Here is an 11,855-nt window from a genome sequence, read left to right as displayed (position 1 = left end):
CTGTGACTCGGCGCTAGAAGAATTTCGACTTACGTCGAAGCAGTTCCAGCCCGCTCCCCCTCCCGGCCACCCATAGGATACTGGTGTTGGGTGGCCGGGAGGGGGAGCGGGCCGGTGCCGTCAAACAAGAGAAGCCCCTAGTCTTTGCCGGGCTCCTCGCGGCCCTCCAGGAAGGCGCGGGCGCCGGGATGCCACGGCACCGCCCGGTCTTCCGCGCCCTGGCCGGCGGGGACCAGCGCCGTGCCGACCAGGGCGGAAGCCACCAGCCAGGCATGCCGTTCGGGGAATTCGGCCCGGGCGACCAGAAGCCGGTCGTCCAGCGGCAACAGCAGGCGGAGAGCGACGGGCCCGTAGGCCGCAAAGCCGCCGCTGCCGGCCAGCATGGCCGTGGCATCGTCCGGGCCCAGGGTTGCCACGTCCATCTGCGCCGTCGCCAGCAGGCTGGCAAGGCGCCCGGCATTGGGCGCACGCGCGACCCGAGACTTCGCCGCCGGCAGGTGTTCGTCCAGCAGCCCCACCACCCGCTTGGCCAGATCGTAGGTCGCGGGATCGGCCCTGTGGCAGCCGATCAGCAGGTGCTTCTTGCGGTAGACCACCCACTGCCCATAGGGCGTGTGGCCGCCCAGCAGCACGACCGCCGCCGCCCCGGCGGCGACCCGCAGGCCCAGGCCAAGCGCTTTGCGGCGGGTTCGCATCCCGGTCACTCGGCGAAGACGTCCTCGTTCAGCACGGCGGTGACGACATAGTTCGGCACGTCGACCACCTGGCCGATCCGCAGGTCGACCGCGACACTGGCCAGGATGTAGGCCTGCTCCGCGGTCAGGCCGTGCTCGCGCTGGATGTAGGCGATCATCTTGATCAACGCATCACGGGCCGCCAAGGTCAGATCCTCGGAGAGGTTGGTGAGGTCGGCGATCTTCTCGCTGTCCAGGTAGGTGTGCGGCGGCGGGACCTCGCCCGCGGCCTTCAGCGGCAGGCCGATGGTCTGGTAGAACTTGGAGGGCTCGATGTCCTTGATCTGCGTGCCGCCTTCGACCTCGGGGCCCGTGATGACCGCGCCCTGGCCCTTGCGGATCTCCACCGTCAGCGTCACCACGGCGCCGGTCTCGATCGCCGTGCCGGAGACCTCGCCGTCACCCTGGGCAAAGTGCACATCGCCGACGAAGAGCCCGCAACCATCGACAAAGCAGGGCAGCAGCAGGGTGGTGCCGACCTGCATCTGCTGCACGTCCATGTTGCCGCCGTTCTCGCGCGGCGGAACGGTGCGCAGGCACTGATCCCGTGCCGGGCCTTCCGGTCCGCAGACCGCCGAGGGCAGCGCCCCGATAGGCTGCGGCGGCAGCGCGATGCCGCCGGCCTCGGCCAGCAGCCGTTCGCGCTCCAGCCAGGTCTCGACCTCCGACTGGCCGGGCATCACGCCGACCGAACCCATGAAGGCCTCGTAAGGCACCTTGATGCCGGGCATCTGGTCGGAGACGGCGTGGGTGCGGCTCAGCTTCCAGTTCACCAGATAGGGCTCGGTATAGATGTCGCGCAGGAAACCGAAGCCGGGCACGATGACGGTGTAGCCGTACTCGTCCGGTTCGATATCGACCAGGGTGACGGCGATCACGTCTCCGCGCTCGGCGCCTTCGATGTGCACCGGCCCGGTCATGGGATGCACGAGATTGAGATCCAGCGCGGCCAGGTCGTCGGCATTGGAGTCGAGCGTGAGATCGGAATCCAGCGCATCGCGCGTGTGGAAGACAATCATGTCGCCGGGGTTGGCGCGGACCGCTGCGGGGATGTCCGGGTGATAACGGTTGAAGCAGTTCGGGTCATCGACGCAGTGTGCACCCTGCTTTTCGACCACCACCCGGGTCTGCCACTTGACGTCGGTGGTGTCGGCCCCGGCGTCCCCCACGATGCCCCCGACGGGACCCCCCGCAATTCCAAGGGCTGCAACCGCACAGACTACGAACAGAGTTCTCATGATCCGCCTCCTGTCATGCCGGCTTGTTTTTGATTCTTCGCGCCGACGCATTGCAGCGGGATGTCCCAGCTAGATCCCCGCCAATCTGTGAGGATAGCAGGGGCCTTCGTGGACGGGAAGGTTGTCGACCGGAAGGTATAGCGGTCCGGTCATAGGCCTACGCCCGTTACGGCGCGGGGTGGACGACCAGATCGAAGCCTTCTTCCGCGCCCGGAGCCTGGAACAGGCTGGTGAAGAGATCGTAGTCCGCATCGCTGGGCGAGAACGCATGGTCGCCGGCCGCGTTTCTCTGCCGCAGGCGCGCTTTGCAGAGATCGTCGGGCAGGTCGAGAAAATGCAGACGGTGCTCCACCCGCGCCGCTTCGAAGATTGTGCGCAGCGCCCGCCGCGTCTCGACCGTGTTGGCCGGGGCATCCATGACGACGCTGAAGCCGCTGCGCAGCAGAGCGCTCACATGGTCCGCCATAACCGCGCGCAGGCGCCGCGAACATCGTCCGTAGTCTTCCAGAGTTGCGATCTCGCCCGGGTAGAGCCGTGCCAGCCAGTCGTCCTCGCAGATCAGCACCGTGTGCGGCGCCGCCGCCAGGCGGCGCGCCAGGGTCGACTTGCCCGATGCGATCTTGCCGCAAAGCAGATGCAGAACCGGCCCGCCTGCGGGCGGCGGGGCCGCTGTCATCATCCCCCGCGATTCTGCCCCACGTGCTTCTGAGAGGTCAGCACCGTATCCACCTCGAAGACCTGGCGCAGGCAGCGGGCGATGTAGTCGCCGGTCCGCACGTCCAGGCCGTCGACCTGGATGTCGACCGCCAGATCGCGGCCACCTGGTCCGGTGACGTCGCTGTGCCAGCGCGTCGGCACCAGGCCGCGCTTGGCAAAGAGCTCCAGAACCCGGGGCATCACCCCCGGCTCGGCGGTGGCCAGGATGGAAAAACAGTAGACCGGCGCCACAGCAGGCGCCCCAGAGGGCGTCTGAGTATTGACATCAGAACATGAAGAAGCGGGCCGCAGGGCGGCCGACGCGTAAACGGAATGCATGGAAGCGGACATTGTCTGTCCCCTGAAACGGTGATCGCGAAACGTCGAAACGGCTTGTCCCGGCTACCCTCTGGGTGCCGGGTCCGTAATTCGAATGGCGATGCCGTTCAGGCGGAAACTGTCCATAACGCCCCGATGAGACGGGATTGCCGGGCATTTGTCAACAGTGGCAAGCGGGGTGGGCGGAGGATCCGCGCCTCCTCCGCCCCGCGTTAACCCTGATTGTCCTCGCAGACCTAGGGCTCGATGGCCTCGACCTCGATGATCAGTTCGACCTCGTCGCCGACGGCCGGAGCATAAGCAGCCATGCCAAAGTCGGTGCGCTTCAGGCTGCCGCGGGCGGAGAAACCCACCGTCTCCTTGCCCTCATAGATCGGGTGCGGCGACTTCAAGTTGAAGGTGACGTCCAGGGTGACCGGCTTGGTCACCCCCAGCAGGGTCAGGTCGCCGGTCAGGGTGCCGGTGTTGTCGCCGGTCTTGGCGATCCCGGTACTGGTGAAGGTGATGGTCGGGAACTGCTCGACGTTGAAGAACTCGGCGCTGCGCAGGTGCTCGTCGCGCTTGGTGTGGTTTGTGTCGAGGCTGGCGGCCTGCATGACGATCTCCACCGCAGAGTTCTCGACCGCGGCTTCGTCGAAGGTGATGCTGCCCTGCACGTCGCCGATGCGCCCGACGGTGGCGGAGTAACCGAGGTGGTCGACCAGGAAGATCACATCGGCATGAGCGGAATCGAGGGTGTAGGTCTGGGCGGCCTGGGCGCCTTGGACGGAGGCGAACGCAAGCGGCAGCGCCAGCAGTGCGGCGGCAAGCGCGCGGCCGAGGTGTCGGGTTTTCAGGATCGTCAAGAGCGGCATGAAGGGTCTCCCAAGGTGTCGTCGTGATGGATGGGGAACGGCGGCACTGCGGCCCAAAGCTAAGGCCCAAAGCTATGACCCAGGGCGGCTGGCGGTGATGTCGATGCGGATGACCACCGCCTCGCCCACCACCGAGGTGTCGGCCCAGAGGCCCTGGCCGATGCCGTAGTCCAGGCGGCTGACCTCCAGTTCGCCGCTGGCCCGGGCGCGTTGGACGCCGCCCTCTTCGGTGATGGTGAGGGTGAAGGGCAGCACCACCGGCAGCGTGACGTCGCGCATGGTGAGGTTGCCTCCCGCCTCGAAGCGGTCGTCGCCCAGCGCGGTGAAGCCTTCGGCCAGGAAGCGTGCCTCGGGCCATTGCGCCACGTCGAAAAGCGCGGCGGAGCGGATGGTATCGTCGCGGTCTTTGCTCTCGCTGTTGACGCTGGCGACGTCGATGACGACGGCGACCCGGCTGGCGGCCAGGTTGTCGGGATCGAAGGCGATTTCCGCGGTGAAGGCCTCGAAGGCACCCTCCACCGGCGCGCCGGACTGGGTGGCGACGAAGCCGACGCGGCTGTCCTCCTCGACCGTCCAGAGCGGCACATCGTTGGCCGTCGCCGCGGCGCCCCACAGCGCGCAGGCCGCTGCAAGAGCGGGCAGGAGTGGCCTCATCGCCCGGCACCCGGCTTGGCGCCCGGACCGGCGCTCGGCCCGGCAAACGGCAGCATGCGGGTCAGCACGTCGTCTTTCACGACGAAGTGGTGGCGCAACGCCGCCAGAATGTGGACAACGAGCAGCGCCAGGATGACCCGGGCCAGCAGGTGGTGGGCGCTTTCCAGCACCTGTTTCACCTCCTCGCTCGGGCCGATCAGCGCGGGCAGGGTGAAGAGGCCAAAGACCACCACCGGGAAGTTGGCGGCCGCCGAATGCAGGATTCCGATCAACGGCTGGGCCAGCAGCACGACGTAGAGGGCGATATGGCTGGCATGCGCGGCGCGCCGCTCCCATCCTGCCATGCGCTCCGGCAGGCTGGGCGGCGGTGAATACCAGCGCCAGGCCAGACGCAGCACCGCCAGTGCCAGGATGGTCACGCCCACAGACTTGTGCAGGTTGATGATCTGGACCTTTTCCGGCGACAGCGGCATGCCGTCCTGGATCCACGCCAGCGCGAAGATGGCGATGAAGAGCGCCACCGTGACCCAGTGCAGGATCTGCGCGACGGCACCGTAGCGATCGGCGCTGTTGGTCATCCGCATCGTCCGCCGCATCGTCGATTGAGTCCCAGTTGGCCAGGCGGCGCAGGCAGGGTCGCCGCAGGGCACCCCAACCTAGGGCCGGCACCCCGACAGCGCTGAATCAAATATGTTTGAACGCCGGCCGCCTTGACAGTCGCGTCCTGGGAAATATACGCGCTGCGGCGCCGATCCATTCCCGGTCGACGTCGCAGACGCCTTCTGTCCATTAGGCGCACCCTATGCCAAAGCGCTCACTCGTCACCCTCAGGCTTGTCCCCTCTGGCGTCATAGGGGGTCCATCGGCCCGCCCGCTGGAACCTCTGCCGGAAAGCTTCAGTTCCGCCTCCGCCATGGATGCTGGGGTCAAGCCCGAGCATGACGGTTGAGGGATGACGGAGCCGATGGTGCATATCGCTCCTGGCGACATCCCCCTCACCCTCCCGCTTCGCGGGCCCCTCCCTCTCCCACCAGGGGAGAGGGGACATCTGCGGCGCCGCAGATTAAAGAATCCCTCTCCCCTGGCGGGAGAGGGTTGCGCAGGCTTGGTGAGCGTAGCGAACCTAGCCGAAGCTGGGTGAGGGGGAGCAGCGGGCGCCGTCCGCTGAAGCCTCTGCCGGAAAGCTTCGGTTTCGCCTCCGCCATGGATGCTCGGGTCAAGCCCGAGCATGACGATTGGGGGGCGGAGCAGCGGTCGCCCCCACCCCCCAAGAGCGGTTAAGCCCAGACCTCTATGCCCAAACCTGGCGGCGCTGGCGCAGCATGGTCTCCTCGAAAGAGCCCTGATAGGCGGCGGACTTGCGCACGAAGGCCATGTAGGAGGCATGGACCTTCTGCGTCAGGGCGTCGGTGGCGCCGATCTCCTCGGCCACCTCCCGCGTCACCGCGCCGAGGCGGGCGACGATCTCCTCGGAGAAGCTGCGCAGCTCCACGTCATAGTCGGCCAGCAAGGGACCGAAGGCCTCGATGTTGTGGTAGGCGAAATCGGTCAGCGTCTCCTGGGCCGTCGCCGTGGCCGCGGCCTGGAAGATGGCCTTCAGGTCGTCCGGCAGGGCCTCGAACTTCGCCTTGTTGACGGTGATCTCCAGGCCGGGCCCGGGCTCGTGAAAGGCCGGAGCGTAGTAGTAGCGGGCGACCTTCTGCAGGCCGAAGGCGACGTCGTTCCAGGGGCCGATCCACTCCGCCGCGTCGATGGCGCCGGACTGCATGGAGGGCAGGATCTCGCCCGGCGGCAGCAACACCACCACGGCGCCGATGCGCCGCATCACCTCGCCGCCCAGACCGGCGATGCGGATTTTCAGGCCCTGCAGGTCCTCGACGGAGTTGATCTCGCTCTTGAACCAGCCGCCCGCCTGCACGCCGCTGGAGCCGGCGTAGAAGGGCTTCAGGCCGAAGTCGGCATAGACCTCGTCCCAGAGGTCCTGGCCGCCGCCGTAGGTCAGCCAGGCCGGCAGCTCGACGGCGTTGAGCCCGAAAGGCAGCGTGGTGAAGTAGTTGAAGGCCTTGGACTTGCCGACCCAGAAGTAGGGGGTGCCGTGCAGGATGTCGGCGGAGCCCGACTGCACCGCATCGAAGCTCTCGAAGGGCGGCACCAGTTCGCCGGCGCCGAAGGTGCGGATGGTGATGCGCCCGCCGCTCATCGCCATGACCCGCTGGGCGAAGCGCTCGGCGTTGACCCCGACCCCCGGCGTGCCCTTGGGCCAGGGCATCACCATGTTCCATTCCACCCGGTCCTGGGCGATGGCCGGCGCCGCCAGCGTGGTTGAAGCAGCCGCAGCCGCCCCGCCTGCCGCCAGACCGGCGCGCTTCATGAAGTTCCGGCGTTTCATTCTGTGGTCTCCTCCCAACAAAGCTGCCTGCGCGGTCCCGCTTTACGGTGCCCGCGCGGTCGTGTTGGCCGGGAGCCTAACCGCGTTCTGTTTGAAGTTAAATGCCGAAACCTAGTTGGCGCGGAGGGTGCAAACGTCGCTTGCTAATTGAAACTAGCTCGTCAATCACTGCTGCTAGGCTAGCGCGTCCGGTCGATTTGCTGCGGCGAAGGGGTCTAGCTCCCTTGCTCACTAGGATGTCATTTCCCTCTGCCTCTGGCGGCATCCCTTCGTAGACCGGTGCGAACACCGGTAACCTAAGCTGAAGAGCTTCCTGGCCAGCTGCGATGGTTCCACCGGTGCGTCCAGCTTCAATGGCAACCAAAATATCACTGAGGCCAATTATCGTCTTGTTACGGGTCATTGCTTGGTGAGCATTCCAAGTCTGCCCTGGCTGAAACTCGCTAACGATGAGCACCCGCTCCCAATCCCAAACGTCTTTAAGCTCCTTCTTTACCCTGAACCTCAGGAGACCCTCCGGCAGCACAAAGATGGTTCTCCCTCCACACTCGAGGGCCCGCTTGTGGGCTGCAAGGTCGATGCCGGCGGCATTTCCAGAAACAACGACGAATCCACTTTCCACTATTTGCTCGACACAATCCTCGGCAGTTCTGATGCCTTTTTCACTGGCCCTCCGCGACCCACAAAAGCCAACGGATGTTTCCTCAAACAAAGAGGCGTTCCCGAAGTAACCAAGAACCGGAGGTGTCTCGTCTGCAAGGATATGTCGCAGCCGCTGTGGATAGTTATCATCCAAGACAGTCACAAATTCGCCGCCATCTATCAAAACATCATCAATCTGCGCTCGCAGTCTCCGATCCGCAGCTAGGACAGTATCTATTTGAGACCCTGACAAGTGATGACGCAAGATCGCGTGGTGCTTCTCAGTCAACGCACCAGCATTCTCAAATGGCTCAGAAAGCAAATCGCACAGAATTTTGGATGCCGCTTTTGGTCCAATTCCGCGTGCGCCTAAGAGCTTGTAAGCCAATTCGGCCCTAGAATTTGTCATACTTGGCGCATCCCGTTACTGGTTGTCCGTATCGCGCCAGGACTTCACCAACGCCAAACCAAGAATTTCGCCCGCATTCGCCTCCGCCAATCTTGAAGCCACAAATTGCATTGTCTGGCCCGACTGGTAAAGATCGTCAATTAGTATAACACGCGTACCGCTAAGATCGCCGCCGACAAAGTTGAGGCCCGCCGCCTCCAACTGATCCCACTTCTCCGCATCAGCCGCTTCTTTAAGGGAACCTTTGTCACCTGACCACTCGTAAAGGCTAGTAACATCAATCATCGAAAGTGCCTGGGCAACTTGACCTGCGATAGAAGAGGGAAGATCGAAGCCCTTATCTGGTCGAGGCGGTACTGCGGAGATATGTGTTGCATCCTTATAGGATGGAAGAGACCTGATGACTCTGACGCAAATCCCAGCAAGTTTGCGGACTGCAGATTCATCCTGTTGATACTTAGCATCATGCTCAAGCTTACCGAGCTTCGTGTAGCGGCGTTCTGCTTTCTCCATAAAATTGAAGCTCAGGGCAATTGAGGCATCCAAGCAATCGCGGAGAAATACTCTGTTTCTTTGGCTTTCAATCCAATCCGCAATAGCCTCGTATTCTGATTCGTCCCTTATCGACCGCCAGTATCCGTACTTGCTGCGAAAGAGCTCTAAGCCAGTCTGCTGCTCGAACACCAGTCCTACGGATTCCCAAAATGGCACACTGAAGCTTCCGTACCATTTTTCTCCTTCACTCCTTTTGAGTGCAGTGGAGTGAGTAGTCGGGAAATGAATTCGTCGAGCAATTTCATCGGACCTGATCTGCTCAAATCTCTCGCGGGAAATCTTTGGTCCCAGAATCTCCTCGAAGAAGCCGCTCATCAAATCATCCTCTGTACGGGAGAAAACTACTATACAGAGAACGAACTCAGAATTGTTAGCCAATAAAGGGAAGAAGAATTACGCCGCTTCCTGCGTCGTGCGATCGACGATGTCGACGATGTCGGCGAGGATGGCGGTGAGGTCGTAGTCCTTGGGGGTGTAGACCGCGGCGACGCCGGCGGCCTTCAGCGCCGCCTCGTCCTCCGGCGGGATGATGCCGCCGGCGATCAGCGGCACGCGGGTGAGGCCCGCCTTGGCCATGCGGTCGCGCACCTCGGTCACCAGAGCGACGTGGGAGCCGGAGAGGATCGAGAGGCCGATGACGTGGACCCCCTCTTCCAGGGCCGCGCCGACGATCTGGCCGGGGGTCAATCGAATGCCTTCATAGACCACCTCGAAGCCGGCGTCGCGGGCGCGCACGGCGATCTGCTCGGCGCCGTTGGAATGGCCGTCGAGGCCGGGCTTGCCGACCAGCATCTTCAGGCGCCGCCCGAGGCGGGCGGAGACTGCCTCCACCCGCGCCCGCACGGAGGAGAGGCCGTCCTCGTCCTCCAAGGCTGCCGAGGTGGCGCCGCCGACGCCGGTGGGGGCGCGGTACTCGCCGAAGACCCTGCGCAGGGCCTCGGCCCATTCGCCGGTGGTGACTCCGGCATGGGCGCAGGCGATGGAGGGCTCCATGATATTGGCGCCGTCGCGCGCCGCCGCTTCCAGCGCCGCCAGGGCCTGGGCCGCCGCGTCCTGATCCCGCGCCGCGCGCCAGGCGGTGAGGCCTTCGATCTGCGCCGTCTCGGCCGCCGGGTCGGGCGCCATGAAACCGCCGTCGGCGCCCTCGGTCAACGGCGAAGGCTCGCTTTCCTGATAGGCGTTCACGCCGACCACGGTCTGTTCGCCTGATTCGATGGCCTCCAGCCGCCGCGCTGCGCTCTCGACCAGCCGCTCCTTCATGTAGGCGTTCTCGACGGCGGCGATGGCGCCGCCCATGTCGTCGATGCGGGCCAGCTCCGCCCGCGCCTCGGCCTTCAACTCCTCCACCTTGGCGGCGATCACCGTCGAGCCCTCGAAGATGTCGGCGTATTCCAGCAGATCGGTTTCGAAGGCGAGGATCTGCTGCAGGCGCAGCGACCACTGCTGGTCCCAGGGCCGCGGCAGGCCGAGCGCTTCGTTCCAGGCCGGCAGCTGCACGGCGCGCGCCCGGGCATCCTTGGACAGCGTGACGGCCAGGGTTTCCAGGAGGATGCGGTAGACGTTGTTTTCCGGCTGCTGCTCGGTGAGCCCCAGGGAGTTCACCTGCACGCCGTAGCGGAAGCGGCGGAACTTCGGTTCCTCGATGCCGTAACGCTCCCGACAGATCTCGTCCCAGAGCTGGGTGAAGGCGCGCATCTTGCAGAGCTCGGTGACGAAGCGCAGGCCGGCATTGACGAAGAAGGAGATGCGCCCGACAACGCGGGGAAAGTCCTCCTCCGGCACCTGGCCGGAGCTGCGCACCGTATCCAGCACCGCCGTCGCGGTGGCCAATGCATAGGCCAGTTCCTGCACCGGCGTCGCCCCCGCTTCCTGCAGGTGGTAGGAGCAGACGTTGGTGGGGTTCCACTTCGGCACCTCGCGGTAGGCGAAGGCGATGACGTCGGAGATCAGCTTCAGGGAGGGCTCCGGTGGGAAGATGTAGGTCCCGCGGGAGAGGTATTCCTTGATGATGTCGTTCTGCACCGTGCCGGTAAGATCGGCGCGTGCCACGCCCTGCTTCTCGGCGCAGGCGATGTAGAGCGCCAGCAGCCAGGGGGCGGTGGCATTGATGGTCATGGAGGTGTTCATGCGCTCCAGCGGGATCTCCGCGAAGAGCTTCTCCATGTCGCCCAGGTGGCTCACCGGCACGCCGACCTTGCCCACCTCGCCGCGCGCCAGCGCATGATCCGAATCGTAGCCGGTCTGGGTCGGCAGGTCGAAGGCCACCGACAGCCCGGTCTGGCCGCGCGCCAGGTTCTTGCGGTAGAGCGCGTTGGAGGCCGCCGCCGTCGAATGGCCGGCATAGGTGCGGATCAGCCAGGGCCGATCGCGCTTGCGCGCTTCAGAAGTGTCCCGCTGCGGCGCCGCGCCGGAAGCCTGGCCGGAAGCCTTGTTTTCCGCCTGATCGCTCATCTTGCCACCCATTTCTGCCCTCATTTTCCGACAGGGCCCACCCGCTCCGGTCTGGGAAGTTTACCCTATCGCTGCACTGCACCAAAGGGACCAGATTAGGCGAATTTAGGTTATCATCTTCCTTTTTGAAACCATAAAACGACAGATCGTTACGAATACTATACGAAATATGTACATATCGTCCATCTTGTGCATTGCAATATGGGAATCGAAGGTCTAAGAGTCTGGCCAGGGGGCGCCTGGTGCGGACCCTCCAGACGGAATTTCGTGCCGGGGTCCGGCGTTGTCCCGGGGCAGAAGCCCTGGGGCCAAGCGTTGGGACCGGGCGTTGGGACAGGCGCAATAACAATGGCCCGGGGGAAAATGGCCCAGTGAACCAGAGCCGGAGGGCAGAAAGCGCCGTCCGGCCACTACGGCAGAGATCAAGAGGAGGGTAAGGGCATGGCTGAAGTGCTCGAAACGGTGGAAGGCAGCGGACCGCAGGAGACCCAGCGTCCGGTGAAGGACCTGTACGAAGTCGGCGAAATTCCGCCGCTGGGACACGTGCCCAAGCAGATGTACGGCTGGCTGATCCGCCGCGAGCGCCACGGCGAGCCGGAACAGGCCATGCAGGTCGAGGTGGTCGACACGCCCGAGCTCGACAGCCACGACGTGCTGGTCATGGTGATGGCCGCCGGCGTCAACTACAACGGCGTCTGGGCCGGCCTCGGCGTACCCATCTCCCCTTTCGACGTCCACAAGGCGCCCTACCACATCGCCGGCTCCGATGCCGCGGGCATCGTCTGGGCCGTCGGTTCCAAGGTGAAACGCTGGAAGGTCGGCGACGAAGTCGTGGTGCACTGCAACCAGGATGACGGCGACGACGAGGAGTGCAACGGCGGCGACCCGATGTTC

The 11,855-nt window shown here is 64.6% G+C and carries 12 protein-coding genes; 1 reads left to right on the top strand and 11 read right to left on the bottom strand.

Annotated features, from left to right (window positions below):
- Nucleotides 1-137 precede the first annotated feature (137 nt).
- From Q0982_RS01860 to Q0982_RS01810, 11 genes are all read right to left on the bottom strand, one after another.
- Nucleotides 138-704, bottom strand: a complete 567-nt coding sequence (locus tag Q0982_RS01860) for a hypothetical protein (protein ID WP_299391225.1) — start codon at nt 702-704, stop codon at nt 138-140.
- A complete protein-coding gene (locus Q0982_RS01855) occupies nt 701-1,972 on the bottom strand; it encodes an acetamidase/formamidase family protein (RefSeq protein ID WP_299391223.1) in 1,272 nt (423 codons plus the stop codon). The genes Q0982_RS01860 and Q0982_RS01855 overlap by 4 nt, the downstream gene beginning before the upstream one ends.
- 166 nt (nt 1,973-2,138) lie before the next feature.
- Nucleotides 2,139-2,651 carry an ATP-binding protein gene (locus Q0982_RS01850; RefSeq protein ID WP_322096929.1) on the bottom strand — a complete coding sequence of 171 codons (513 nt, stop codon included), beginning with the start codon at nt 2,649-2,651 and terminating at the stop codon, nt 2,139-2,141.
- The gene (locus Q0982_RS01845; protein WP_299391221.1) at nt 2,648-2,920 is read right to left on the bottom strand and encodes a hypothetical protein; all 273 of its coding nucleotides are present in this window, start codon (nt 2,918-2,920) and stop codon (nt 2,648-2,650) included. The genes Q0982_RS01850 and Q0982_RS01845 overlap by 4 nt, the downstream gene beginning before the upstream one ends.
- Nucleotides 2,921-3,243: 323 nt before the next feature.
- Nucleotides 3,244-3,861, bottom strand: coding sequence for a YceI family protein (locus Q0982_RS01840; RefSeq protein WP_299391220.1), 618 nt, complete (start codon nt 3,859-3,861; stop codon nt 3,244-3,246).
- Between the two features lie 72 nt (nt 3,862-3,933).
- On the bottom strand, nt 3,934-4,515 hold the full coding sequence (locus tag Q0982_RS01835; RefSeq protein ID WP_299391218.1) for a YceI family protein: 582 nt from the start codon (nt 4,513-4,515) through the stop codon (nt 3,934-3,936).
- Entirely contained in the window at nt 4,512-5,093 is a 582-nt protein-coding gene (locus Q0982_RS01830; RefSeq protein WP_299391216.1) for a cytochrome b, read from the bottom strand. The genes Q0982_RS01835 and Q0982_RS01830 overlap by 4 nt, the downstream gene beginning before the upstream one ends.
- A 713-nt stretch (nt 5,094-5,806) precedes the next feature.
- Nucleotides 5,807-6,904, bottom strand: a complete 1,098-nt coding sequence (locus tag Q0982_RS01825; RefSeq protein ID WP_299391215.1) for a TRAP transporter substrate-binding protein — start codon at nt 6,902-6,904, stop codon at nt 5,807-5,809.
- Between the two features lie 97 nt (nt 6,905-7,001).
- Nucleotides 7,002-7,955: a DNA-processing protein DprA gene (locus tag Q0982_RS01820; RefSeq protein WP_299391213.1), complete on the bottom strand. Its 954-nt coding sequence runs from the start codon at nt 7,953-7,955 to the stop codon at nt 7,002-7,004.
- A gap of 15 nt (nt 7,956-7,970) precedes the next feature.
- Nucleotides 7,971-8,825 (bottom strand): phosphoribosyltransferase, encoded by an 855-nt coding sequence (locus tag Q0982_RS01815; RefSeq protein ID WP_299391211.1) that lies wholly within the window; start codon nt 8,823-8,825, stop codon nt 7,971-7,973.
- Between the two features lie 78 nt (nt 8,826-8,903).
- On the bottom strand, nt 8,904-10,961 hold the full coding sequence (locus Q0982_RS01810) for a protein meaA (protein WP_299391210.1): 2,058 nt from the start codon (nt 10,959-10,961) through the stop codon (nt 8,904-8,906).
- A 441-nt stretch (nt 10,962-11,402) separates the two neighbouring features.
- Between Q0982_RS01810 and Q0982_RS01805 the strand changes: the two genes are divergently transcribed.
- Nucleotides 11,403-11,855 (top strand): alcohol dehydrogenase catalytic domain-containing protein (locus tag Q0982_RS01805; protein WP_299391208.1); only part of this gene is annotated, 453 nt, incomplete at its 3' end.

Source organism: Pelagibius sp. (assembly GCF_028281305.1).
GTDB lineage: Bacteria > Pseudomonadota > Alphaproteobacteria > Kiloniellales > Kiloniellaceae > Pelagibius.
This window is presented reverse-complemented; position numbering and strand designations above follow the sequence as displayed.

What these genes read in the sequence shown, in the direction of transcription:
- Q0982_RS01855 (WP_299391223.1), bottom strand. Translation starts at nt 1,972, where the DNA reads ATGAGAACTCTGTTCGTAGTCTGTGCGGTTGCAGCCCTTGGAATTGCG.
- Q0982_RS01850 (WP_322096929.1), bottom strand. Translation starts at nt 2,651, where the DNA reads ATGATGACAGCGGCCCCGCCGCCCGCAGGCGGGCCGGTTCTGCATCTG.
- Q0982_RS01840 (WP_299391220.1), bottom strand. Translation starts at nt 3,861, where the DNA reads ATGCCGCTCTTGACGATCCTGAAAACCCGACACCTCGGCCGCGCGCTT.
- Q0982_RS01835 (WP_299391218.1), bottom strand. Translation starts at nt 4,515, where the DNA reads ATGAGGCCACTCCTGCCCGCTCTTGCAGCGGCCTGCGCGCTGTGGGGC.
- Q0982_RS01830 (WP_299391216.1), bottom strand. Translation starts at nt 5,093, where the DNA reads ATGACCAACAGCGCCGATCGCTACGGTGCCGTCGCGCAGATCCTGCAC.
- Q0982_RS01825 (WP_299391215.1), bottom strand. Translation starts at nt 6,904, where the DNA reads ATGAAACGCCGGAACTTCATGAAGCGCGCCGGTCTGGCGGCAGGCGGG.
- Q0982_RS01820 (WP_299391213.1), bottom strand. Translation starts at nt 7,955, where the DNA reads ATGACAAATTCTAGGGCCGAATTGGCTTACAAGCTCTTAGGCGCACGC.
- Q0982_RS01815 (WP_299391211.1), bottom strand. Translation starts at nt 8,825, where the DNA reads ATGAGCGGCTTCTTCGAGGAGATTCTGGGACCAAAGATTTCCCGCGAG.
- Q0982_RS01810 (WP_299391210.1), bottom strand. Translation starts at nt 10,961, where the DNA reads ATGAGCGATCAGGCGGAAAACAAGGCTTCCGGCCAGGCTTCCGGCGCG.